Origin of the sequence: Pedobacter fastidiosus (genome assembly GCF_014306625.1) — a bacterium.
Lineage (GTDB): Bacteria > Bacteroidota > Bacteroidia > Sphingobacteriales > Sphingobacteriaceae > Pedobacter > Pedobacter fastidiosus.
Window position 1 is genome coordinate 157,300 of record NZ_JACRYL010000001.1, and the last position, 26,260, is coordinate 183,559.

General features: G+C 37.1%; 20 protein-coding genes. 12 read left to right on the top strand and 8 right to left on the bottom strand.

The window, feature by feature from the left end; genetic code table 11:
- Positions 1-9: 9 nt before the first annotated feature.
- Complete coding sequence (locus H7U22_RS00745; protein ID WP_187069429.1) at positions 10-2,502, bottom strand: outer membrane beta-barrel family protein; 2,493 nt, start codon at positions 2,500-2,502, stop codon at positions 10-12.
- Positions 2,503-2,733: 231 nt separating this feature from the next.
- Between H7U22_RS00745 and H7U22_RS00750 the strand changes: the two genes are divergently transcribed.
- Together H7U22_RS00750 and H7U22_RS00755 are read left to right on the top strand one after the other, a co-directional pair.
- Positions 2,734-3,657, top strand: a complete 924-nt coding sequence (locus H7U22_RS00750; protein ID WP_187069430.1) for an NAD(P)-dependent oxidoreductase — start codon at positions 2,734-2,736, stop codon at positions 3,655-3,657.
- 715 nt (positions 3,658-4,372) lie between these two features.
- The gene (locus tag H7U22_RS00755) at positions 4,373-4,849 is read left to right on the top strand and encodes an OsmC family protein (protein ID WP_187069431.1); all 477 of its coding nucleotides are present in this window, start codon (positions 4,373-4,375) and stop codon (positions 4,847-4,849) included.
- Between the two features lie 153 nt (positions 4,850-5,002).
- Here H7U22_RS00755 and H7U22_RS00760 read toward each other — a convergent pair whose 3' ends face one another.
- Positions 5,003-6,883, bottom strand: coding sequence for a M1 family metallopeptidase (locus tag H7U22_RS00760; RefSeq protein WP_187069432.1), 1,881 nt, complete (start codon positions 6,881-6,883; stop codon positions 5,003-5,005).
- Positions 6,884-7,184: 301 nt separating this feature from the next.
- On the opposite strand from H7U22_RS00760, the gene greA reads away from it, so the two are divergent.
- Complete coding sequence (gene greA / locus H7U22_RS00765) at positions 7,185-7,658, top strand: transcription elongation factor GreA (RefSeq protein WP_187069433.1); 474 nt, start codon at positions 7,185-7,187, stop codon at positions 7,656-7,658.
- An 86-nt stretch (positions 7,659-7,744) separates the two neighbouring features.
- Positions 7,745-8,143, top strand: a complete 399-nt coding sequence (locus H7U22_RS00770) for an HIT family protein (RefSeq protein ID WP_187069434.1) — start codon at positions 7,745-7,747, stop codon at positions 8,141-8,143.
- 67 nt (positions 8,144-8,210) lie between these two features.
- Here the strand turns inward: H7U22_RS00770 and H7U22_RS00775 are convergent, their stop codons facing one another.
- The gene (locus H7U22_RS00775; RefSeq protein WP_187069435.1) at positions 8,211-9,059 is read right to left on the bottom strand and encodes a hypothetical protein; all 849 of its coding nucleotides are present in this window, start codon (positions 9,057-9,059) and stop codon (positions 8,211-8,213) included.
- Between the two features lie 185 nt (positions 9,060-9,244).
- Between H7U22_RS00775 and H7U22_RS00780 the strand changes: the two genes are divergently transcribed.
- The gene (locus tag H7U22_RS00780) at positions 9,245-9,889 is read left to right on the top strand and encodes an RNA polymerase sigma factor (RefSeq protein ID WP_248284642.1); all 645 of its coding nucleotides are present in this window, start codon (positions 9,245-9,247) and stop codon (positions 9,887-9,889) included.
- Complete coding sequence (locus tag H7U22_RS00785; RefSeq protein ID WP_187069436.1) at positions 9,886-11,058, top strand: hypothetical protein; 1,173 nt, start codon at positions 9,886-9,888, stop codon at positions 11,056-11,058. Before H7U22_RS00780 ends, H7U22_RS00785 begins: the two co-directional genes overlap by 4 nt.
- A gap of 16 nt (positions 11,059-11,074) precedes the next feature.
- On the opposite strand, the gene H7U22_RS00790 is transcribed toward H7U22_RS00785, so the two are convergent.
- The 3 genes from H7U22_RS00790 to H7U22_RS00800 form a co-directional block, all read right to left on the bottom strand.
- Positions 11,075-11,962, bottom strand: coding sequence for a pirin family protein (locus tag H7U22_RS00790; protein WP_187069437.1), 888 nt, complete (start codon positions 11,960-11,962; stop codon positions 11,075-11,077).
- Positions 11,963-12,718: 756 nt separating this feature from the next.
- Complete coding sequence (locus H7U22_RS00795; RefSeq protein WP_187069438.1) at positions 12,719-13,819, bottom strand: NADH:flavin oxidoreductase; 1,101 nt, start codon at positions 13,817-13,819, stop codon at positions 12,719-12,721.
- Positions 13,820-13,833: 14 nt separating this feature from the next.
- Complete coding sequence (locus H7U22_RS00800) at positions 13,834-14,136, bottom strand: ArsR/SmtB family transcription factor (protein WP_187069439.1); 303 nt, start codon at positions 14,134-14,136, stop codon at positions 13,834-13,836.
- A 175-nt stretch (positions 14,137-14,311) separates the two neighbouring features.
- Here H7U22_RS00800 and H7U22_RS00805 point away from each other — a divergent pair, with 175 nt between their 5' ends.
- From H7U22_RS00805 to H7U22_RS00830, 6 genes are all read left to right on the top strand, one after another.
- Entirely contained in the window at positions 14,312-14,890 is a 579-nt protein-coding gene (locus H7U22_RS00805; protein WP_187069440.1) for an RNA polymerase sigma factor, read from the top strand.
- A gap of 613 nt (positions 14,891-15,503) precedes the next feature.
- Positions 15,504-16,679, top strand: a complete 1,176-nt coding sequence (locus H7U22_RS00810) for a FecR family protein (RefSeq protein ID WP_187069441.1) — start codon at positions 15,504-15,506, stop codon at positions 16,677-16,679.
- Between the two features lie 216 nt (positions 16,680-16,895).
- Complete coding sequence (locus tag H7U22_RS00815) at positions 16,896-20,252, top strand: TonB-dependent receptor (protein WP_248284643.1); 3,357 nt, start codon at positions 16,896-16,898, stop codon at positions 20,250-20,252.
- Positions 20,253-20,260: 8 nt separating this feature from the next.
- The gene (locus tag H7U22_RS00820) at positions 20,261-21,772 is read left to right on the top strand and encodes a RagB/SusD family nutrient uptake outer membrane protein (protein WP_222621771.1); all 1,512 of its coding nucleotides are present in this window, start codon (positions 20,261-20,263) and stop codon (positions 21,770-21,772) included.
- 11 nt (positions 21,773-21,783) lie between these two features.
- Positions 21,784-23,205 carry a PKD domain-containing protein gene (locus tag H7U22_RS00825; protein ID WP_187069443.1) on the top strand — a complete coding sequence of 474 codons (1,422 nt, stop codon included), beginning with the start codon at positions 21,784-21,786 and terminating at the stop codon, positions 23,203-23,205.
- Between the two features lie 73 nt (positions 23,206-23,278).
- Positions 23,279-24,163, top strand: coding sequence for a glycoside hydrolase family 16 protein (locus H7U22_RS00830; protein ID WP_187069444.1), 885 nt, complete (start codon positions 23,279-23,281; stop codon positions 24,161-24,163).
- Positions 24,164-25,008: 845 nt separating this feature from the next.
- Here H7U22_RS00830 and H7U22_RS00835 read toward each other — a convergent pair.
- Together H7U22_RS00835 and H7U22_RS00840 are read right to left on the bottom strand one after the other, a co-directional pair.
- Positions 25,009-25,647 (bottom strand): hypothetical protein, encoded by a 639-nt coding sequence (locus H7U22_RS00835; RefSeq protein WP_187069445.1) that lies wholly within the window; start codon positions 25,645-25,647, stop codon positions 25,009-25,011.
- A gap of 122 nt (positions 25,648-25,769) precedes the next feature.
- Positions 25,770-26,153 carry a winged helix-turn-helix transcriptional regulator gene (locus H7U22_RS00840; RefSeq protein ID WP_187069446.1) on the bottom strand — a complete coding sequence of 128 codons (384 nt, stop codon included), beginning with the start codon at positions 26,151-26,153 and terminating at the stop codon, positions 25,770-25,772.
- Between the last annotated feature and the right edge of the window lie 107 nt (positions 26,154-26,260).

Consider the following 26,260-nt stretch of genomic DNA (forward strand, 5'->3'; position numbering starts at 1 on the left):
TATTTTAATTTAAAATGAACCTTCATCAGGTCTGTTATCTTGCTGATCGTCTTTTTTCTGTTTTTTAACGTTATTAAATGTTGTTTTTCCGAAGCGGTAAGAGAAAGTTAAATTCCCCATTGTGCCCTGCATTTGGCGTTGAAAATCTATATAGGTAAAATTATCGTCGGTTGTCATGCTCCATTTCCGAGTGTTAAAGATATCTCTAACATTTAAACTAAGAGATGCTTTCTTGTTTGGGAAATCGTATTTAGCACCTCCATCAATTCCATACATCGCATTGCGTTTTCCCTGCGCCATAACTTCTGCAGCTCTGTAATCGCCACGAACCTGCAACGATACATTTTTAACTACGGTTAAGTTTCCTGTTAAATTGGCATTCCAGCTAAAACCACTTCTATCTGCAATGTTATATCTTGCATCGCCATCAAATTTGCTTTGATATAAGTTAACATTGGTGGTAAAATTCAAAGCTTTTACTAAATCAAAACGGCCTATTAATTCTAAACCGCTATTAATTTGTTGGGTTAAGTTTTGAGGTGTTGATGTGATAATACCTGCAGAATTTGGCACACTTCTAACCCTTTGAATCACATCATTAGTCTGACGGAAATATAAACTCGAAGTTAACGTTACCTTTTTCCAGTATTTGCTGTAGCCCAATTCGAAAGAGTGAACATCTTCTGGCAATAAATTTGGATTACCCGCTCTATAATTTAAAGGATCCGAAACATCTAAAAATGGATTGGTATCCCATGGTCTAGGGCGATTAACACGACGCGTATAACTCAATTGAACTTGCTGATCGCCTTTAAGTTTTTGCGTTAAATAAACACTTGGATAAAGTCTTTTATAATGAATTTGTCCGTTGGCTGGTGTTAATACATTGTTTGTATAACCTTCCAAGTAAGTATCTAATCGGGCATCTTCAGCTCTTAAACCAATTTGGTAACCGAAATCTTTAATCTGGTTTTGGTAGTTTAAATACAAAGCATGTACCTGATCTTTACTATCGAAGTTGTTAATCAACTTATTGTTCTGCACATAAACATTTGTGGTAGTTAAAATAGAATCGGCATATTGATCGTTATTTCCCAAACGAATCTGACTGCGATATCCAGCTTCAACTTTTCCTGCTTTTCCTACCGGAAGAGCATAATCCGCCTGAATATTATAATTGGTATTATCGCCAGTGTTAAAAGTACGTTGCAAACTTGGGTTTAAATTCACATTTGTACCATTCAAATTGGTAACATTGGTATTATAAGTTTGATCGTTATTGTTTGTTCCGTAAGAGTAGCCAAAGTTAAAAGTTAACTCCTCTTTAGGTTTGTTAAACTTCTGAACGAAATCTAAATTCAAATCATAACTATTTCCATCACCGCTATTTATGTTGTTTCTATTGCTCAATAAAACAGGACTTTGAGTACTGCTTAACTGTCTGATGTTAAGCAATTCGTTACGGTCATTTTCTCTAGAGTTAAAGCTACCAGATAAACTAATTACACTTTTCTCAGCAAGGTAATAATCTAATCCCGCCTTAGCATTATGGCCTTTATCTAACGAAGTTGAAGCCGTGTTCTGATTGGCGAAAGCGGTAGAGCTTGTTGTGTTTTTATAAGTAATGTCTTGGTAACCACCACCAACGCGATTGCCATAACGATAACTGTAGTTTCCATAAAGGTTAACTTTACTGTTTTGGAAACTCAAATTTGTGTTGGCATTATAATTATCGCGGTTACCGGCAGTAAGCGCAACTGAACCATTAAAACCCAGTTTGGTGTTTTTCTTTAATATAATATTGATAATTCCCGATTGACCTTCAGCATCATATTTAGCCGATGGATTGGTAATTACCTCTACACTTTCAATTGAGCTTGCAGGAATGGAAGCCAAAACCTGGGCAACATTTCCGCCAGCAATTAGCGATGGTTTTCCATCAATTAAAACTTTTACACCAGTCGAACCTCGTAAACTTACGTTGCCATCAATATCAGTAGAAACTGAAGGCACGTTTTGAAGTAAATCTCCAGCCGAACCACCTTCACTTACCAAACTTTGATCTACTGAGAAAACTTTTTTGTCAATTCCCATCTGCATGGTTGCTTTTTGGGCAGTCACAGTTACTTCACTCAGAATGTTTCCTTTAGCGGCATTCATTTTAATCTCGCCAAAATTTAATGTTCCTGTTGTTGCCGTAATCACCACGTTATCTCTAACCATGGTTTGGTAACCAACAAAGCTAATTTTAAAGGTAAATGCTCCCGCAGGCAGGTCTGCCATTACAAAAGCGCCGTTTAAATCGGTTTGAGCAATTTTTACATTTGCTTTTGTGGTTTTGTTAATTAAAACTGCTGTTGCAAAAGGAATCGTTTCCTGTGTTTTTGCGTCTTTTAAAATCCCGGTAATTTTGGCCTTTCCGCCAGTTTGTGCAAATAAAGAAAAGGAAATACTTAAAAATAAAAGGGTAATTTGTATTGTTTTTGATTGTAATACTCTCATTAAAAAAAATAAATTTTATGTGTTTTGTTAAAGGGAGACAAAGTAACGGCACGGAAGTTTAAAAAAGAGCCCGTAACTATTTTATTACAGCCATTTTAGGGTAATATTTTTGTGGTTTAACAACTCGTTTACAGCAACCTCCAGCTACTTATATAAAGTTGATTAAATTATTGAGCACTTTGCCGATTTAAACGCTCAACAAAAATCTTAAAATGCTACTTTTGCTTTATCATGAGTAAAAAAATATTAATAGTTGATGATCTTCATCCAACGTTTAAAGAACAGGCTATTGCGATGGGTTACGAAGTGGACGATGAGCCGTTAATTACACGTCAGCAAACTTTAGAGAAAATAAAAGATTACGTGGGCATTGCTGTAAGAACCAAATTCAGAATCGATGCCGAGCTTTTCGACGTGGCTCCAAATTTAAAGTTTGTTGCACGTGCTGGTGCAGGCTTGGATAATATTGATGATAAAATCGCTTTTGAGCGAAATATTCAATTGATTAATGCACCAGAGGGTAATTGCGATGCTGTTGGAGAACATGCTGTCGGGTTGCTTTTATCGCTCATGAATAACTTCCGCAGGGCGGATAATGAAATTAGAAACGGCATTTGGGATCGTGAAGGCAATCGCGGTTACGAGCTTAAAGGCAAAAAAGTTGGGATCATTGGTTACGGTTTCATGGGGCAAAGTTTTGCTAAAAAACTTGCTGGCTTCGAAGTAGATGTAATGGCTTATGATAAATATAAAACTGGCTTTACTGATGATTTTGTTCGCGAAGTGAGTATGGAAGAAATTGTTAAACACAGCGATGTTTTAAGTTTGCACATCCCATTAACTGCCGAAACAAAACTTATGGTAGATGATGAATATTTCTTTCATTTTAAAAAGCCAATTTTCTTTATTAATACAGCTCGTGGTGAAATCGTTCATGTTTCAGCGGTTCTAAATGCTATTAAATCCGGTAAAATTTTGGGTGCTGGATTGGATGTTCTGCAGGTTGAAAAATTCCCCGCATTAAGCCAACAAGATTGGTATAATGAGTTGAAATTAAACGATCAAGTTATTTTAACACCCCATGTTGGCGGATGGACATTCGATTCTTACCGAAAAATTTCGGAAGTTTTGGCGGATAAATTAAGAGATCTATAAGAGTAGTGTTTTAAATATCAGAAAAGCAAAACCTGTGCAAGTGGTTTGGGTTCGGTCCCGTTTTTTGTTCCAATAAAAGCCAGAAAAAGGCTTTTGATTTCCACTTCAACCGGGTTTAGATTGTTTGAAACAGAAGAAATATTAAAGGATCGCAGATCAGGGTTTGTAATTGAGCAACCGCAATCAACCGTTCCTATGGACCGAAAATAAACGTGCCGTTTTTTTTTCTACCCAGCAACCGTCCCTATGGGACGAAATATAAGTCCTATTCTTTTTTAGGTCTTAAATCGGCCCCAATTATTTCCTTCTTCTCTGCGGTGTGATTGCTGGGTAGCTATTCTGGTTGAGCCGGAAGAAATATTAAAGAAGCAGGTAGGGTTTGTGATTGATCAACCGTAATCAAACGTTCCTATGGGTAGAAAATAAACGTGCCGTTATTTTTTCTACCCAGCAATCATCCCGCTGGGTAGAAATATAAACCCTATCTGTATTAGTCTTAAATCGGCCTCAATTATTTCCCTTTCGTCCCTTCGGGACGATTGCTGGGTAACAAAGATAATAGACGAAAAGTACGTTCCTTCGGAACGTTTGATAAAACCACACCTATTAAGCAACCAACCCAATATTTATAATCTCAGTTTTTGAAAATCAATTAATCCCTTAAAAGGATGATTTATTTTCTTAAATTGGCAATACATTCTAACCAATTTATATCATGCCGAAAGATCACTTATATTCAACTACCGTAACTTGGACAGGCAATAAAGGCTCTGGTACAATGGATTACCGTTCTTACGATCGCGATTACGTAATTTCTGTACAGGGTAAAGCAGATATTTCAGGTTCATCAGATTCTGCCTTTCTTGGCGATAAATCGAAATATAATCCCGAAGATTTACTTTTGTCTTCCATTTCAAGTTGCCACATGCTTTGGTATTTGCATTTATGCTCCAAAAACGAAATTGTAGTAATCGATTATAAAGATGAAGCTGTGGGAACAATGGAAGAATTGGCAGATGGAAGTGGGAAATTTAAAGAGGTTACATTGCATCCGCAAGTTTTAATTGCAGATAAAGCCCATTACGAACTTGCAGAATCTCTGCATGCAGAAGCGAATAAAATGTGTTTTATAGCAAATTCACTAAACTTTCCAATAAAACACGAGCCAACTTGTAAGGCAGAAAATAGTTAGTAACCAAATGATTTTATTACCTAAGTGGACTACTATTTAGCAAATATGAAGCAATCTCCGTGTTTAATGTTCTTCTTAAAATTAGTAAAGATTTAAGAAATACGCTAACACAGAGATTGCTTCAACCCGCTCAATCCCGTCTCGCAATGACTTTTATTTTACTTCCCAAACATTGTCTTTTGGGGTTGCATCCATAAAAATGCCACCATCTAAAACGGCAGATTTTACTTTCTTAGAAGTATTAATCGTCATGGTAATTTCTTTTTCTGTGCCTTGCCAAACATCAGGACTTTTGTGAATGATATCGGTTTTTCCATCTTCGTAAGTTAATACCACATTAAATGGAATGGCGAAACCACCCGTGTTTTTAATATTCAAAACATATTTTCCGTTAGATGCTGTTGCTTTACCAATAGCCAAATCAATATAATTATTGGTGAAGAACCAGTTTTTGAAGAACCAATTTAAGTTTTTGCCAGAACCCGAGCTCATAGAATTAAAATAATCCCAAGGAATTGGATGTTTTCCGTTCCAGTTGCTCATATAATTGTGCAATGCCTTTTTAAACAATTCATCGCCAAGCAGATCTTTTAAAGCTAGGTAAGAAAGTGAAGCTTTGCCATAAGAATTATTTCCGTAACCCGCACCAGAAACCTGATCAGACATCGAAATTACAGGCTGATCTTCTTCAGCAGATTTATCATTAATGTATTGATTAACCCTAAAGTTTTTATAAAATCTATCGGCAGCATCTTTTCCATGTTCGGCTATTCCAATTAAATATTCGAAAGTGGTAGCCCAACCTTCATCCATGTAAGCATAGCGGGTTTCGTTAATGCCCATGTAGAATGGGAAGTAAGTATGTGCAACTTCGTGATCTTGCACCAACTGCGCAAAAACAGGATCGCCAAAATTAGAATCATTTACCATCATTGGATATTCCATATCTGCAAAACCCTGAAAAGCAATGCTTTTAGAGAAAGGATAAGGAACTCCTGGCCAATTGTTCGAAAACCAAGCCAAGGCATAAATATTGTTTTTTACAGAATTGATAAAATCTTTTCCAGTTGCTGGATTGTAGGCTGCTTGTGCACTTGCTCTACGATTAGCTTTGCTATCTACAATTACACTTCCGCCATCCCAAACGTAGTGGTTACTCATCGCGAAGCAAACATCTGTAATGTGATCAACAGAGAATTTCCATGTATTCCATTCTTTTTGTAGGGTTACTTTTCCATCTTTTAATTCTTGCTCGTTCGCAATGTGGATAACATCATCACTAGTATATGATTTTTTTAAACGGGCAGAAATTTCCGGTTGCAAAACTTCATCTGGATTTAAAAAATCGCCTGTGGCATAAACCACGTAATTTTTTGGTGCTTTAACAGAGAAAACATAATCATTAAAATCATTGTAGAATTCAGCTCTATCCGTATGAGGGATTCTGTCCCAACCATTATAATCATCATAAACCGAAATTCGAGGATAACTGTAGGCTACAAAGAATGAGTTTGGATCAATTTGCCCTTCACGACCGCTTTCTTTTGATAATGGATAATCCCAATCTATTTTAACTGTGATTTTTGATTTTGGCGCTAAAGGTTTCTTTAATTTAACACTGCCTACAGTTCCCCAGTTTTTACTATCCACTTTATACGTTTCTCCATCAACAGAGAAAGAAGAAATGTTTAAACCAGTGGTTAAAAAATCTTCGCTCACACTTCCACTACGTGGCGCAGTTGGTTTGTGTAAATTATTTACAAAGCGAATGGCCAAGTTTCTTAAAGTATCTGCGCTATTGTTGCTGTATAGAATTTCTTCTTGTCCGCTAACAACTTTCGTATCGGCATCAACTTTAATATCCATATTATAACGGCCGTGGTTTTGCCAATAGTTTGGACCAGGTTTGCCATCCATAGAACGGGTTCCTTTATCGTAGGCAGCTTTAATGTTTCGAGGCATATAAAGTTCTTGCGCAGAAACCAACTGAAGCCCGAGGTAGGAGATAAGGGCAAGAGAAAATATCTTTTTCATTTTATGTGAATAATTTATCTAAAAGTAGAAATAATGAGTGAATATAGATTATCGGGATAAATATTTTCCTATAGAAAGGAAGTGTAGATTCAATTTGATTCTTCATATTCATAATCCTTTTTGCAAAAGATTAATACGCTTTATAGCCTTATAAATCTTTAAATCATAAAAATCATGTTCTTTTATTTGCTTTTGTAATTTCCACATTTTATCTTCGTTATAATTGAAGCAAGACTATGTAGCAAACCAACTATATAGTCTTGTTTGTTTTTTATAGAGTTTGAATAAAATTAATAGAGCAATGACAGAGGTAACATACTACACCCAAGCGGGGTTAGATAAATTAAGAGAGGAAGTACATTACTTAACAACCACCGGCCGTCAGCTAATATCTAAGGCAATTGCAGAGGCGAGAGATAAAGGTGATTTATCGGAGAATGCAGAGTACGATGCTGCGAAAGAAGCACAGGGCTTGCATGAGGCCAAGATCTCGAAACTAAAAAACACTTTGGCAAATGCACGTTTAATTGATGAATCGAAAATGGATTTATCAAAAGTACTTGCTTTGTCTATCGTTAAAATTAAAAATGTTAAAAACGGTGCAACTATGACTTATCAACTAGTTGCAGAAACTGAGGCCGATTTAAAAACAGGAAAAATTTCTGTTAAATCACCAATTGCACAAGGTTTGTTGGGTAAATCAGTTGGCGAATTTGCCGAAATTGAAGTGCCTGCAGGTAAAATGCAATTCGAAGTTTTAGAAATCTCTAGATAAGTAGAAGGCGGAGCGTTTAAGGCTTAAGGCCTGCACTCCGCTATTAAAAACTTATACTTTTTCACCTTTAACCTTCCACCCTTTTTATGACGATATTTTCGAAAATTGTTGCAGGAGAAATTAGCGCACACGTTGTTGCTGAAACTGTAGAATATTTAGCTTTTTTAGATGTTCAACCCTTAACAGCGGGGCATGTTTTGGTGATTCCAAAAATTGAAAGTGATTACATTTTCGATATGGAAGAAGATTTGTATGTTGGCCTTTGGATGTTTGCTAAAATTGTAGCTAAAGGTTTAAAAGTTGCTTTCCCCTGTAAAAAAATTGGCGTTTCGGTAATTGGTTTAGAAGTTCCGCATGCACACATTCACTTAATCCCAATGAATAATGTGAGTGATATGAACTTCAGTAAAGAAAAGTTAAAACCAACTGACGAAGAATTGGCAGAAGCTGCTGAAAAAATCAGACAGGCACTGCTCGAAGTATAAAAAAAGCCGGTTGGCCTAAACCAACCGACTTCTCTACCCGCCTAAATCAAGCTCACTCATATTTATTTTATGGTGCCACAGGGGCAACTGCCGTACTTGTAGAAACGTATGGCCAAACTGTTCCAATTCCGCCAACGGTAATACCTTTATTATCACCTCTCTTTGCATCAGATGCAAAATAATACAGGGGCCAGCCTTTATACGTCATTTGTTTTTTTCCAAATACATCAATCACCCCAATTAAGTCTTTTGTAATTACCGACGGAAGGCTTTTTAACTCGATTTCATAAACTGGCCAAATGGCGTTGTTACTCAAATCGGCCTTAGTATAATTGTTTTTGTTGTTTTTATCTGGGCCAAAAGCATAAAGCGTTCTACCCAATGCATCCGTAAAATATTTTGTATTTCCGGTTCCTTCTACATAAGCGCTGGTATAAGTTTTGCCGTTTGCCCCAACCAATTGTGCATTCGCCAACATTAGCGAATAATCTGGCTTGGCTACAAACCAAATTCCGCCAATGCCATCACCTTTAACATCGCCTGTTACTGCATCTGTTGCATAATAATATAACGGATAACCTTTATAAGTACTTTGTTTCCGTCCATCAGCTCTGGTAATTTCGCCAACTTCTGCTTTATTTAGGTTTAAATCTGTACTGGCATCGGCAGAATAATAGAGTGGCCAAACGGCTTCACAACCGCCTGTACAATTTGCAGTTCCGGCAACATCCGTAGCAAAAAAGTACAGCGATTTCCCATCTTTATCGGTGAGTACCGCTCCAAATTTTGCATCTGTCGCCAACTGAATTCCCTTTTTTTCTGCGACCGGTTCTACCGTTTTTTTCTTACATGCAGCTGTAAATATCATAGCGATGCAGACAATCGCCATTAGGTTTCTTTTTAAGTAGATTAGCATAAGTTTTTAGTTTTAGATTTTTATCTTTAATTATATTATGCCTCTATTACGCATCCAAGTTGTAAAGGGTTGCTTAATGGAAAAAGATTGATCTGAAAGATTTTTAGGCCGATTTAAACCATACAAAAAAAATAAAAATATATTTTCTTGAGGCAACCTTTTGCTAAAACCTGCCGTAATGTGTTTTGAAAGGAGAACTAGTGACCACTAATCGCGATAGTGAACATATAATACAAAAGCAAATCCAAGGATGCATTAGAAATGAAAGAGAGAGCCAAAAAGCACTCTATAAACATTTCTACAGCTTTGCTATGGGGATTTGTTTACGTTATGCAAATAATCGGTTGGATGCTGCTGGGATACTAAATGACGCATTTTTTAAAGCCTTCAAGAACATTTCTAAATATGAATCTACTAAGGCATTTATGCCATGGTTAGGTCGTATTATAACCAATACCGCAATTGATTATTATAGGGCTAACCTAAAGTTTGCCGATCATGTTGATGTGAACGATTATGAAAACGTTGCACACGAAACTTCCGTTTACGATAAGCTGGCCTATAATGATTTGCTTGAATTGGTTCAAGATTTAAGCCCGGCCTACAGAACGGTTTTTAACCTTTATGCCATTGATGGATATACGCATGAAGAGATAGGTGATATTTTGAAAATATCCATCGGTACGTCGAAATCTAATTTATTTAAGGCTCGACAAAAATTACAGGAAATGCTAAAAGCAATTGATATTAAAACTTATGTGGTGAGGACATCGCCAATAGAAAATGACCGGAATTTTATTCAGGTTAGATTAAACCCGAACATGCAATGAAAGAGGGAAGAGATATAGATAAATTATTTAAAGACGGACTGGAAAATCCAGATCTTCCTTTTAATGATTTGGATTGGGATAATCTGGAGGAGAAACTGCACCCAAAGCAAAAACGTAGAATAATACCAATTATTTGGTTTGCTGCGGTAGCGGGTATAGCCGCAATGTTGCTTGTTGTGTTTTTATTTGTGAAATTGGATGAGAGAAATACTTATACAAAAGCTATTGTAAAGGGTTCGATTAAAAAAGATTCAAACTTAATTGAGAATAACAAGGTAAATAGGACGACCAAAGACTTATTGGATAATAAAGATAAAGGCTTAGTTGCTATAAATAAAAGTGTTATTGATTCTGGAAATAATAAGGAATTTCATACCTATAAAATTAAAACCATTACCGATGTTTTTGGAAAATTAATAGTAGAGCAGAAAGTAAATGCCAACATTTTGGCAAATGTTAACTATGATTTAAGTTTAAATTCTTCAATTATTCCAGTTCAGTACAAAACCGAAGAGTTGATAAAAAGTCCGGGCCGTACTAAGTTGGATAAAGCTTTTAGTCCAGTTTTCAAATCTAAACCTCGTTTGGTATTAAGTATTTTGGCTGCGCCAGATTTAACTAGCGTACAATCATCAGGTAAAAGCGCTTTGAGTGGAAGTTTCGGTGCAGAGCTCACCTTGTTTTTAACTAAAAGGCTTAGCATAACTTCTGGCGCAGCCTATGCAAAAAAGATTTACGATTCTGATTTTAGCCTTTACAGACCAAATTCTACTTATGTTTTTAATGTAAACCCAACAAATGTTCATGCCAATTGTGATGTGATTGATATCCCGTTAAATGTAAATTATAAGGTTTTTGATAACAATAGAAATTCGATTACAGTGAGTACAGGTTTATCGAGTTATTTAATGTTGAAAGAAAAATATAGCTATACCTATGGAGAAGCCTACCAAAAGCCTTTAGATTATGAAGTGAAAAATCAAAATCAGCATTATTTGGGGATTGCAAATGTTGGAGTAGAGTTTCAGCATAAAATTAACAACAACCTAAGCATTAGCGCAAGGCCATTTATGAAAATTCCACTTACCGATATTGGCTATGGAAATTCTAAATTGTCATCAACAGGAGTTGCCGTTTCTGTGAATATGAATTTGTTTAAGAGGAATTAAATTTATTTGAATGAAGCTAATGCTTACGCAAATTCTGATCGGGCAAAGGCACAAAATCAGTTTCTCCCGGAACAGGTTTAAAAGTTTGCTCCAACCATTTAACTTTAGCCTTTTCGATTAATTCCTTATCCGATGCTACAAAATTCCAGTAGATGAAACGATCTTCTGGAAATGGTTCACCACCAAAAATGTAAACGGTTGTATTTTCATGCATGGTAAATTCACAAAGTTTAGCATCATTTGCAATTAAAATTAATTTGGGCTCGTATAAATGTCCGTCGCTTTCTATTGCGCCTTCCAAAATATACAGTGCACTTTCTCCGAAAAGATAATCGCCAATGTTGATTTTTTGGCGTGTTGTGCTTTTCAACTCTAAAAAATACAGCGGACTATAAACAGGAACTGGAGATTTTCGTCCAAAAGCTTCACCGGCAATCAGCTTAAAGTTGATGTTATCCTGTTCCCAAGCTGGAATTTCAGTTTCATCTGCATGAAAAAATGTTGGCTCCATTTGTTCCAAATCTTTCGGCAAAGCCACCCAAATCTGCAATCCGTGGAGCATTTTATCTGTATGGCGAAGATATTCTGGAGTTCTTTCTGAATGAACAATGCCACTTCCAGAAGTCATCCAATTTACCTGTCCAGGTTTTATGACCACATCAGAACCAAGACTATCTTTATGCGTAATTTCTCCCTCAAATAAAAAAGTAAGCGTGGATAAACCAATATGAGGGTGAGGTGGAACATCCAGATTTTGATAATCCTTCATTGCCGCTGGGCCCATATGATCAATGAAAGAAAAAGGACCAACCATTCGCTTCTCGCGAAAAGGCAACAACCTACCAACCATAAAATTGCCAATGTTGGCAGGTCTTTCTTCTATAATGAGCTTGATATTCGACATGATTTCTGGGATTGTTTTACGAGGACAATTTAAAGAAAATGTGTGAATTTTATTTCTGTTTTTCACAAGCGGTCGTCATTCTCGCGTATTTGGGAATCTCTCCGCAGGAGTCCCTTTGGGATAATGCTTAGGAAAGGAAGAACTCCAATAATTTTGCCACGGAAACACGGAAAACACGGAATTAGAATGAAATTATTGAATTATTCTAAACCATTGTTAATGGTCCGTGGAGACACGTACCATGGGTGTTTGATAAACATGCCATGGCGCAATATCAACCACTTTTCAAAGGCGGTCGTCATTCTCGCGTATTTGGGAATCTCTCCGCAGGAGTCCCTTTGGGATAATGTTTAGGAAAGGAAGAACTCCAATAATTTTGCCACGGAAACACAGAAAGCACGGAATTAGAATGAAATTATTGATTTTTTGAAACTATTTTAATGACCTGTGGAGACACGTATCATGGAATTTGGCATAGGTATATTATCGAAGTATAATTCACGCTACCCACTTTCACAAGCGGTCGTCATTTAAGCGCAGGAGGGAATCTCTCCGCAGGAGTCCCTTTGGGATAATGCATTTGCAAATTTGGCAAATATAGTACACGATTGAATCGGGACAGATTGAACAAAAAAAGCATTCCTTTCAGAATGCTTTTTAAACTTAAAAAGAAAAAATATTAGCGATCGTTGCAGTCTTATCCCAAAGGAATTGCTTTGTAGCTTTATGCCTTGCAATAAACGAATAACCTACAAATTATACCAATTCTGCCAAAGCTTCTTTGCTAAAACCTTTCAATTCGCTGGTACGGTTATTTTTAATTTTTTCTACCCAATTTGGATCCGCCAAAAGTGGTCTACCAACAGCAACTAAATCAAAATCGCCACGATCCATTCTACGCACCAATTCATCTAAAGAACTTGGTTGAGAACTCTGACCAGCAAATGCACCGAAGAAATCGCCATCTAAACCAACAGAACCAACCGAAATGGTTGCTTTACCAGTTAGTTTTTTAGCCCAGCCTGCAAAGTTCAAATCAGAACCTTCAAACTCTGGTTCCCAGAAACGACGTTGTGAACAATGAAAAATATCTATTCCGGCATCAGCCAATGGCGTTAACCATTGCTCCATTTCTTGTTCGTTTTTTGCTAATTTGAAATCGTAAGCGGCCGGTTTAAATTGCGATAAACGAATAATTAAAGCGAAATCTTCACCAACTCTTTTACGCACTTCTTTAATTACTTCTACGGCGAAACGAGAACGTTCTGCTAGGGTTTTGCCACCATAAATATCTGTACGGTTATTTGTGGCATCCCAGAAAAACTGATCGATTAAATATTGGTGTGCACCATGAATTTCAACAGTATCAAATCCTAATGCTTTTGCATCAGCAGCAGCTTGGCCGAAAGCGGCAATCGTATCTGCAATTGCAGCATCAGTCATAGCTACCCCATTTTCAAAACCAGGGCTATTTAAAGTAGACGGGCCTTCAAAAGGAGTGCTAGGCAACCATCCAGAAGCATGATTTGCATGAATGCCTTGATGCCAAATCTGTGGACCCATTTGGCCACCAGCCGAATGAATATCGTTAATTACTTTTTTCCAAGCAGTTAAAGCTTGGTCGCCATAAAAATGAGGAATGTTTGGGTCTGCAGAAAATGATGGTCTGTTGATCACCGTTCCCTCTGATAAAATTAAACCCACTTCACCTTCAGCTCTTTTTGCATAATAGGTGGCAACATCATCAGTTGGGATTCCGTTTGGCGAGAAAGATCTCGTCATCGGTGCCATTACAATTCTGTTTTTTGTATGCAATGTTTTAAGGCTAAATGGCCTAAATAAACTATCTGTATTCATAATATATTCTGATTTTATAATTCTTGATTAATTAATTTGCCCAGTTCTGCGAAGCCTTCTTCGTTACGTTTGTAGTAAGTCCATTGCCCAACTCGCGTAGAGTTAATTAACTCGGCACGCTGTAAAATGGAAAGGTATTCGGAAATGGTACTTTGAGATAAACCACTTTTAATTTGAATCTGCCCAACACAAACACCAACGTTTTCAAAATCTGCATTTGGCTGATCAGGGAAATGCGTTGCTGGCGATTTTAGCCAGTTTAAAATCTGTAAACGGGTTTTGTTAGAAAGGGCTTTAAAAACTTCTACTTGATCCATGGTACAAATGTATATCGACTTTTCCCGATATGCCAATTAAAAAACCAAAGATTACAATTACGTGTAAAACGGATTATAATCGTCGTTAAAACGTTTTAAATTAGTTTTGATATTTAAAATTTAGTTAGGATTTAATTTAAACTATTCCTTACATTCGTTTAACCATTCTAACCAAATGTATACTTATAAATCATTAACTGACAACGAACTCTTCTGTCTTATGCAAGATGGGGATAAGTATGCTTTCGAAGAAATTTACGAACGCTTTAATGGTTTGCTTTACATCTATGCCTGCAAATTGGTTCATGATAAGGAGGATGCCCGCGATATTGTTCAGGAAATCTTTGTTTATCTGTGGAGTAATCCAAATATCAAAATCAAATCTCAATTATCGTCTTATTTGTACACTGCCGTTCGATATAAAATTTTCGATTGGCTGGATAAAAATAAATCTAAATCCAATTACCTTTTATCGCTAGAGAAATTTGTAGATCAAGGCGATTGCATTACAGATAACTACATTCGTGAGAAAGAATTTGCCTCTATTATTGAGAAAGAAGTAAGCTTGTTGCCACCAAAAATGCGACAGATTTTCGAAATGAGCCGTCAGCAACATTTATCGCAGAGGGAAATTGCCGAACTGCTTCATCTTTCTGATAAAACGGTTAAAAAACAAATGAGCAATGCGCTTAAAGTTTTACGTTTAAAACTAACTTCATTTTTAATTCTTGCCATCGTTTTAATAATTTCTTAGGCATAACTTAGGAAGTCGAGGGGTGAGAAAAAAATCAGGTTTAGATTTGACAAATTAATAGCCAAAGGAAAGTTGCCAAATCCTATTTAGAAAGAATTTCGTGAGTATTTAAAATATCATTCTGTTTTTTGGAAAGCAACAGTAGTGCTTATCGGTTTCGATAGTCCCGCTCTTTGCTTTAATCTTTTTTGATGAGATTTCTTCTAGTTTTCAGTGTTTCTGCAATCAAAAAGGATTAATGCGGCGATCGGGTTTACCTAACCTTAAACAGTGCTAAAAACTTAATTTCTTAAACCCGACATGGCGGATACCGGCCTTAGTGTGTAAGGCCTGCAGGCGTATGAGCATGTGGCGGGCACAAACGTTAAAATGAAATACAGGTTTTGCTTTACTAATATTTAATTTACTTCAGGTTAGATTTGACAACTTTAATAACTAATAGATAAGAAAGTTGTCAAATCTTTTAGGTCGATCCAACAAAAGAACTCCGTAAATTTAAAAGCAACCTCTTTAAAATTTTACAAATAAAGAAAATTAAAATTATTTTCATTTCATCTACTACCTAGCCTTTACTTAACCTACTTGTATTTAATTAGCCAAATATATTAAAGTGATGAATAAAGCAGAAGTTGAGAAACTTTTACAGAAATATAGCGACGGATTGTGCACAGAGCAAGAAAAAGCTTTAGTAGAATCGTGGCACTTAGCTGAGCTTTCAGGTAAAAATTCTGATTTAAATCATGCCGATTTAATTGATGCCAAAAACCAAATCTGGAATGCAATAGAAGAACAAACTGAACTAAAGAGTGGTAAAAAATATTCTTTATGGTTAAAAATAGCTTCGGCCGCGGTGGTTCTTTTCTTCATCGGTTTTGTAATTAATAATCAAATTAAAAAACAACTTCCTGCTGAACAAAATTTTGGTAAAACCCTAACAAAAACCATAAAACCTGGAGGCAATAAGGCAACTTTAACCTTGGCCGATGGTTCTAAAATTTCTCTAACGGATGCTACAAACGGAATTATTGCCAAGCAAGCCGGCATCAACATTACCAAAACCGATAAAGGAGAACTTATTTATACCGTGGCATCGGTATCAACGGCAAAAGCAAAAGATTTATTTAATACAATAGAAACTCCCCGTGGCGGCCAATATCAAGTTAATTTGCCCGATGGCACTAAGGTTTGGCTCAATGCAGAATCATCTTTAAAATATCCAGCAGTTTTTAACCAGAGCAATAGAGTGGTCGAATTAAAGGGTGAAGCTTATTTCGAGGTCGCCAAGTTGCTGAATAAAACAGGTAATCGGGTTCCGTTTAAAGTTAAAAGCAATTTGGGTGCTGGCAGAAATCAAGAGGTTGAAGTGTTGGGAACGCATTTTAACATTAATGCTTATGATGATGAACCCAATAACAAAACCACATTGCTTGAGGGGAGTGTTAGGATTTCAAATCTCAGTGCCTCAACTTCAAACCTGTTAAAACCCGGCCAGCAATCTATTATTAGTTCTTCATCTCCATCAATTTTAATTAAAGATGTAGATGCGGAAGAAGCGGTGACTTGGAAAGACGGCTTTTTTAGCTTTAATGATGAGAATTTAGAAACCATTATGAATAAAATTTCGCGTTGGTACAATGTAGATATCGAATACCGCGGAACAAAAATAAATAAACTTTTTGGGGGTCGCATTTCGCGTTTCAACAGCGTTAATGAAGTGTTGGAAACGTTACAGACTACTGGCGATGTTCACTTTAAAATTGAAGAGAGGAGGATTTTAGTTATGCCTTAAACCTATACTTTCTTCATCATAAAATGATGTTTTGGAATAGACCTTAACTAAAAAAATCGGAAGCGCGGCAACGCTCCCGACTATAAAATTAGGGCTTTATTCTAATCGTAAAAATTGTGAGATACAACTATTCTAAACCTAATAACCAAATATATGAATTTTTATACTGAATGGTTGCCCAAACCTAAGGGGCGCCTGTTTAAAATTTTGTTGATTATGAAATTGACTTTTGTCTTATTAATCACCACCTTTCTTCAAATCAGTTACGGAGCACGAGCACAAAACGTAACGCTTTCAGAAAAGAATACGGCCTTACTTAAAGTTTTTCGAAAGTTAAACAAGAGCATTGGCTACAGCTTTTTGTACAATACCGAGCTTTTAAAAGAAGCGAAGCCGGTAACAATCGATATTAAAAATACAGACATAAAAGAGGTGCTAAGACAGATTTTTAGCGAACAGCCTCTTGGTTACACTATAAAAAATAATACCATTATCATTCATAGAAAATCTTTGGATGGCTCGCCTTTATTGCTTCGGGCTTATATAGATATTCGCGGAAAAGTGGTTGATGAAAACGGTGCACCAATGATTGGTGCCAGCGTAAAAGTAAAAGGATCTAACCAAGGTGTGGTAACCGATGCCAATGGTATTTTCGTTTTAAAAACCGTTGAGGATAATGCAACAATTGTAGTTTCATTTATCGGATATGAGAATAAGGAAGTTAAAGCGCCTTCTTCGGGAGAGCTAACCATCCAATTGGCACCACAGGCAGGTTTACTTGCCGATGCGGTTGTAATTGGTTATGGTACACAAAAGAAAAGCGTGGTAACTGGCGCAATTTCTCAGGTTAAAGCAACCGATTTAGAAAATATGCCAGTTGTGCGTATCGAGCAATCTTTGCAAGGCCGTACCTCGGGTCTAACCATTACTACAGCTTCTGGTCAGCCAGGTGAAGGCGCAACTTTGCGGATTCGTGGTACAACTTCAATTAACAACAGTGAGGCTTTGTATATTGTTGATGGTGTGCAAGTGGGTGGTGGAATTGATTATTTGAATCAAGCAGATATCGAATCTATTGAGGTTTTAAAAGATGCGGCTTCTGGAGCCATTTACGGTGCTAGAGCAGCAAACGGTGTAATTATTATTACCACCAAAAAGGGAAATAAAAATGGCCGAATGAGTGTAAATTACAACACTTATTTGGGTACCCAAGCACCATCTAGAAAACTGGATTTATTAAACGCAACACAGTATGCTACCATTTATAATGAAGCTGAATATGCTAAAACTCCAGGTTTAACCACTCCAAGATTCCCGAACCCATCGCAATATGGTGTTGGAACGGATTGGCAGGCTGCGGTATTTAACAACGATGCAAGAATTCAAAACCACGAATTGAGCATCAGTGGTGGAAACGAAAAATCTACTTATTATAGCTCGTTCGGTTATTTTGATCAAGATGGAATTGTAGCAACAAGTAATTCTCAGTATAAAAGATTTACCGCTCGTTTTAACTCTGAACATCAATTAACTAAAGCGATTAAATTCGGACAAACCATTGGTTATACCCGCACAAATTCTGTGGGTGTTGGTACCAATACCGAATACGGTTCGCCATTAAACAGAGCAATCAATATCGATCCAATTACGCCGATTGTAGAAACTGATCCAGCGAAATATGGCGCTGCGCCTTACATTGGCAATCCAGTTGTACGAAACGAAGCTGGTTTTCCGTATGGAATTTCTCAATATGCGCAATCAGAAATCTTAAACCCTGTTGCGGCTTTACAAGTTGCACAAGGCAATGGCTGGTCTGATAAAGTGGTTGCGAATGCTTTTGTTGAGGCTGAAATTATTAAAGGTTTAAAAGTAAGATCGCAAGGTGGGGTAGATTTAGCCTTTTGGGGCAGTGAAGGTTTTACGCCGATTTACTACCTAAACTCTATTAATCAAACTACTATTACTTCTTATAATAGAAACTCGAACAGAGGGTTATTTTATTCTTTAGAAAACACGGTTAGTTACAACAAACAAATCGCTAAGCATAATTTTACAGGCTTAATCGGTTATTCTTTCCAAAAAAACAGAGGCGAAACACAAGGTGGAACCAAAGAAGGAATTCCGGTTAACAATATCAAAGATGCTTCGTTGCAGTTTCCAGTTTCAAGAGCGAATGATGTGTTTTATGGTGGAGAATATTTAAATACCTTAAACTCGGCCTTTGCTCGTTTAACGTATAACTATGATGAGAAATATCTTTTCACAGGTATAGTTCGTAGAGATGGTTCTTCTCGCTTCGGGCCAAATAACAAATTCGGTTATTTCCCATCGGGATCAGTTGGTTGGGTAGCCAGTAAGGAAGATTTTTTTCCTAAAAACGACTACGTAACCTTCGTAAAATTCAGAGGTTCTTATGGTGTTGTAGGTAACGATAACATCGGAGATTTTAGATATTTATCAACCGTAAGTGGTGGTAGAAACTATACTTTGGGTACTTCCGCAGGTTTAAATAATGGGGTGAGTCCTGATGCCTTATCAAACCCAGATTTGAAATGGGAAGAAACTTCATCAACAGATATTGGTGTAGATATGAACCTTTTTGGCAACTTCACTTTAACCGCAGATTGGTACAAGAAAAAAACAACAGGTATGTTGTTGCAAATCGCTGTTCCGGGTTATGTTGGTAATGCTGGCCCGATTGGAAACATTGCCGATTTATCAAATAGAGGTTTTGAACTGGAATTGGGTTACACCAAAAGATTCGGAGAATTCTCTTTAAAAGTAAACGCAAACGGTGCTTTTGTTAAAAACAATATCGATTTCTTAGGTGATGATAAAGAATACTTGGGTGGACAAACTGTTACACCACAATCTTTAGAAATTACCCGTACTAAAGTTGGTTATGCAATTGGATCATTTTATGGTTATAGAAGCGATGGTTTATTCCAAAATCAGGCACAGATTAACAACTACAAAAATGCTGGTGGAACATTAATTCAGCCAAATGCTAAACCAGGCGATATTAAATTTGCAGATTTAAATGGCGATGGCCAGATTAACAATGATGATAGAGAAGTAATCGGCGATCCTACTCCTGATTTTACTTATGGTATGACTTTTAATTTAGCCTATAAAGGGTTCGATTTAATTGTTTTAGGACAAGGCGTTGCGGGCAACCAGATCTTTAATGCGTTAAGAAGGTTCGATTTGCCAACTGCAAATTATACTACTTCAATTTTAAACAGATGGACGGGCGATGGAACAAGTAATACCATCCCAAGGGTAACTTTAGATGATACCAACCAAAACTACAGTCGTGTTTCTAGTCTGTTTTTAGAAAGTGGATCTTATTTCAGAATCAAGACTTTACAGGTTGGATATTCACTTCCAAAAAACCTGATCAAAAAAGCTGGTTTGGATAAAGTAAGATTTTATGTAATGGCCAACAACTTGGTAACCTTTACAAAATATACTGGCTACGATCCAGAAATTGGTGGTGGAAGTTACGGGGTTGATCGTGGTTTCTATCCACAGGCAAGAACTTTCTTTGCTGGCTTAAATGTTGGTTTTTAATAATGGAAATGATGAGAAATAAAAATATTAAAAGTGCAATCGCAATAGTTGCGGTTATGCTGGTTTTTGTATCATGTAAAAAGGATTATCTAGAGCTTACCCCAAGAGGAACTGCTTTGGAAGATAACTTTTATCAAAATGAAAAAGAAGTAATGCAAGGCGTGCTTGCAGTTTACGATGTAACGCAATGGGGAACAACGGGTGGTTATACCATGAAAATGCCTTTGTTAAGTGCGGCATCTGATGATTGTTTCGCCGGCGGAAGTAATGCTTCCGATCAGCCAAATTGGGTGGCTTATGATAATTTTAACATGAACTCTAGTTTGGGGCCGCAGGTTGGATTATGGAATAAAAACTTCTCAGGAATTAACCGTGCGAATTTAATTTTAAGCAAAATCGATAAGTCGACCACGCTGAGCGCCGCATTTAAAACCCGCGTAACTGCTGAAGCCAAATTTTTAAGAGCCTATTTCTACTTTGATCTGGTTCGCTTTTTTGGCAATGTTCCCTTAATTACAAAGGTTTTATCAACAAGTGAGCTTTATGCACAGGTACAATCTACTCCTGCTCAGATTTATGCGCAGATTGAAAAAGATTTAAGAGAAGCGGGACCAGGTTTGCCACCAACAATTGCTGATGCTGATAAAGGGAGAGTTTCTCAAGGTGCAGCAAAAGCACAGTTGGCAAAAGTTTTATTGTATCAAAACGATAATACTAAAATGGCTGAGGCTGCAACAATTTTTGAAGATGTAAATCGTGTTGGTAATCCTTATGGGTATTCTTTACTGCCTAATTATGCCGATATTTTTAACCCTGCAAATAAATTTAATGCAGAAGCTATTTTAGAAATTCCGCATTCAAATAATGCTGCATGGACAGATTGGGGCTATATTAATGGTGGTGAAGGAAATGTTGGAACGCAATTTATTGGGATGGATAGCTACAATGGCGATACTTACTCTAGTGGTTGGGGCTTTTGCCCAGTAACATTGGATTTGGTAAACGTGATGAAAACTGACCCTCGCTTTGCGGCAACCATTATTGATGGAGCGGCGTTAAAAGCTTCGGGTGCAACCTACAATGCTCGATACCAAAACACCGATTATTTCATTAAAAAATATGCGCCATTAAAAGCATTCCGTTCGGCGAGTGGTGTTGCAGAACAAAACTGGCCTATTGATGAAATTGAAATCCGTTTGGCTGATACTTACTTAATGCAGGCAGAGGCTTTGTTAAGAAGCGGAGGTAGCGCAACCCGTGCTAAGGAATTGCTAGATGCAGTTAGAGCTAGAGTTGGATTACCCTCTATTCCAGCTACGCTTGATAATATTTACGCAGAACGTAGATTAGAATTGGCTACCGAAGGGCACCGTTTCTTTGATTTGGTTCGTACAGGAAAAGCAGTAACTGTTTTAGGCCCATCAGGGTATAAAGCAGGGAAAAGCGAGTACTTACCGATTCCTTTAAACGAAATTGAAGTTACCAAAGGTGGTATTAAACAAAATCCAGGTTACAACTAATCCGCACTGAAATGAAATTATTTAAAAACAATATAAAAACATCAGCCCTGCTTTGTCTGGGCATAATGTTTAGCGTTATCGTTTCTTGTAAAAAAAGTGAAACTGTTAAAGGTATTGGCACACCGCCAACTTCGGCAGAAATTCAGTTTACAACAACGCCAACGGCTACCAATCCAAATATCATCAATTTCAAAAGTCTTTACAATGGAATTAATGCCCATTGGGATTTTGGAAATGGCGCTACGGCCGATGGTAACGATGTACAATCATCATATCCAATCGCCGGAACGTATACCATTAAATTAACCGTATTGGCCGATGGGGGTTCGGTATCAACAACAAAAACTGTTGTTGTAGCCACTACCAATACCAGTATGTTAAGCGATCCGGCTTATGCTTTGCTTTCTGGAGGATTATCAAATCCAGCTGGTAAAGTTTGGGTAATTGATCAAACACAACCGGGCCATTTGGGTGTTGGACCAATTACTTCTCAAGGCCCAGATTGGTATCAAGCTGGTCCAAATGAAAAAACTGGAACAGGTTTCTACGATGATGAAATGACGTTTGCAATGGGCGCAACTTCGCTAAAATATACTTATGCGAATAATGGAACAACCTTTGCAAATGCATCAAATGCGCCAGGTATTGGTGGCCCTGTTGGCAGTAATGACCCAACGGTAAACTATACGCCTCCAACTAACTTAACTTGGATTTTAAATGTTGTAAATGGAACAAAGTACATTAACATTAGCAACAATGGTTTTATTTCTTACTATTTAGGTGTTTCATCTTATCAAATTTTAACGCTTACCGCTGATGAAATGTGGTTAAGATGTTTAGATAAATCTAATGCAGGTAACGCTTGGTATTTAAAACTGATTAGAAAAGGTTACGTTAGACCAGTTGTTCCTCCTGTTCAAAAACCGATTCAGGCTGCTAACTTAGCTGATGATTTTCAGGCTGCAACCGGCATGGCTTGGGTAACAGAAAATATGGATTACATCAGAAACTACGATAATCCATCTAAATTCCCTTTAAATACATCATCTAAAGTGGCGTATTATGAAAAAAGAACTGGACCGGATGGACAATATGGAAACTTAAACATTACCCTTCCGTATCGTTTTGATCTGGCTGCCAAAAATAAAATCAGGTTAAAAGTGTTTATTCCAGGCGGGAACGATTTTACCAAAGTTGCACCAACGGTTTCAGTTAAACTGCAAAACTCTTTGTTGGGTGGCAATGCATACACGACTCAAATCGAGATTGTAAAAACCATTACGCCAGCACAATACAACACTTGGGTACAGTTAGAATTTGATTATTCTGCTTTTGCAAGCCAAACTTTATACGATAAAATTGTGGTTCAGTTAGGTGGCGAAGGCCATCCAAATCCGGGCATATTTTACATAGACGATTTTGAGTTTAAATAGTAGAAAGACGCTCTAAAATACAGAGCAGTTTGGAAACTTAATTTTCAGACTGCTCTTTTAAAAACGTGATACGATGATAGATTTAGTGAAGTATTTTAAAAGAGAGATCTTTACAGCCTGTGCAATTGCTGTAGTGGGTTTAAGTGGATGTTCGAAAAACTCTGGAGGAGAAGAAGGACCAGTTTATGTGCCACCTGTGGCAACAACTCCAGTTGATAAAGGCTGGACATTTGAAGCAACACCCACCTGGAGCGATGAATTTACCAATACTGGGGCACCTTTAAGTGCCAATTGGGATTATGATACCGGCGGTGGCGGATGGGGAAATAACGAACTGGAATATTACACCAATACCACTAATAACGCAAGTGTAGCGAATGGAATTTTAACCATCACGGCCAAAAAAGAAAGTATGGGCGGAATGGGATATACCTCATCGAGAATGGTAACCAGAGGCAAGTTAGATGCGCTTTACGGACGCTTTGAAATTAAGGCAAAACTACCATTGGGAAAAGGAACTTGGCCCGCAATTTGGATGTTACCAACAGATAGGGCTTATGGAGACTGGCCAAAATCTGGCGAGATCGATATTATGGAGCACGTAGGTTACGATCAGGATAATGTACATTTTACTACCCATAGCGAGGCATATTACTTTAAAATAAACACACAAAAAACCATTACAAAAAAGATTGATGGCGCAAGCACAGCTTTTCATACGTATCGTGTAGATTGGACTCCTTATGCCATTCGTGGTTATTATGATGATGTAAAAGTATTCGATTTTGCCAACGAAGGAACGGGATACAAAGCTTGGCCTTTCGATAAACGTTTCCATCTTTTGCTAAACCTTGCTGTTGGTGGCGATTGGGGCGGTGCGCAGGGAATTGATGATTCCATTTGGCCTCAAAAAATGGATGTAGATTATGTTCGTTATTATAAAATGATCGAAAAATAGATAAAGAAAATTTTTGCCGGCTTAATCGCCGCAACATTAAAATATGTTAGTTTGATTGTTAAGTCACTGAGTTATCAGTGGCTTTTTTTATGCCTTAAAAAGTTTAGTTAGGCTTTCCTTTTTCCTTTAGTTAGTGTTATCACCAATCAATTTAGAAGATTAATTGCGTTGACAGAATTTACAAAAAAGAACGGGGATAAATCATACCGACCTATCCCCGTCATCTAAATTAACGCTCTCGTATATATAAACAGCCAAAAAGTTATTTTATTATGTGCGGTAGAAATTTTTTTTCTTTTTTTTTCTTTGATTGGAATTATCGCCTGCCAATAAATAATCTATTCGATTCTTCTTTATAAGATTTTCGAAGTTTGCCACCATAGGCCCTTAAAACTTCGCAAGTCGGGTAAGATAGTTCCGGTCTTTTTGTTAATGGTTACGTAAATCAAACCTGGTAGGTTTTTAAAACCTGCGAGGTTTTTTATGCTCAAAAAGTATCAACACTTCGATGGGGTTTAGCTAACGTAAAGCAGTACGAAAAACTTAATTTTTTAAACCCGACATAGCGGATACCGGCTTTTGTGCGTAAGGCCTGCAGGTGTATGAGCATTTGGCGGGAACAAACAATAAAATGAAATGCAGGTTTTGCTTTACTAATCTTTATAAGGCTTTCGAAGTTTTGCCAATATAGGCCTTCGGAACTTCGCAAGTTGGGGGGATATTAAAAATCGCTATAAAAAAGAACGGGGATAAATCATACCGACCTATCCCCGTCATCTAAATTAACGCTCTCATATATATAAACAACCAAAAAGTTGTTTTATTATATCTCGTGTAAATTTTTTTTATTTTTTTGGTGCAGCCTTCTTAGCAGCTGCTTTTGGTTTCTTAACTTCTGGAGTTTCTTCTGTTTCTGCAATAACTTTTTTCTTAGCAGGTGGTTTTACTTTTTTAACTTCAGCAACAACTTCTTCTGCAGGTTCAGCTTTCTTTTTTGCAGGGGCTTTTACTTTCTTAGGTTCAGCTACGGGAACTTCAACTGCTGGAACTTCTTCGGCTACAACAACTTTTTTCTTAGCTGGCGCTTTTACCTTTTTAGGTTCGGCTACTAGAGCTTCAACTGCTGGAACTTCTTCAGCTACAACCGCTTTTTTCTTAGCTGGCGCTTTTGCTGTTTTAACTTCAGCAACTTCATCTTTTACTTCAATAACAGGTTCTTGTACAGCCTCAACTATTTTAGGTGCATCAGCTTGCTGTAAGTAGTTTGTTAAAACCTGTTTAAGGTAAATTTCAGGTTTTGGCATGTTAATTACCGATCCTGGCTCTTTATCCTGAGATTGTTTAATGTATGCCGATTTAATTTTACCCCAATCTTTAGAGTAAAGTTTAATAAACATTTCTACAAATTGTTCGTGTGAATATTTTTTTGGCAACCTGCCCAACGTTGCCTGAATCTTTTCTTCTTTTTTATGTAATACTGCCATTTACTTCTAATTTCTGCAAAGATAACCGATATTACAGATAATCATGTAAATAAGGCATTTAAACTTTTCAAAGTCTGCCAATTACACAATGAAAACGCCTATTAACATACTAGTATTACTTACTATTCTGCTACAACCGGTTCCGAACGTCTGCTCGCCACCAACCTTTCCCTATGTTGCAAACCCCAGTTTCGAAGCTCGGTGATTACACTATCAAGCGTTTCGCTGTAAGGCGTTAACTCATAGGTTACGGTAACAGGCGTGGTTGGGAAAACTTTTCTAATCACGAATTCATTAAGTTCGAGGTCTTTCAGTTCTTTCGATAAAATTTTTGGAGTAATGTCCTCTAGCGCCTTTTGTATTTCGTTAAAACGCATTGGCCCATCCTGTAAACTCACAATTAGGGGTAATTTCCACTTTCCGTTCAATACGTACAAAGCATCTTTTACGGCGGTCATACTGGCGGTGCAGGCAGATTTGTCCAAGTGTTTTCGCTTAAATTCCATAATGCAAAAATAAAGGTTTCTTAAATGATAGCACTATCCTTTTGGATACTAGTATCTTTAAGATATCAATTCTACAATAATTGAATTAAAAACTATCATTTTATCGG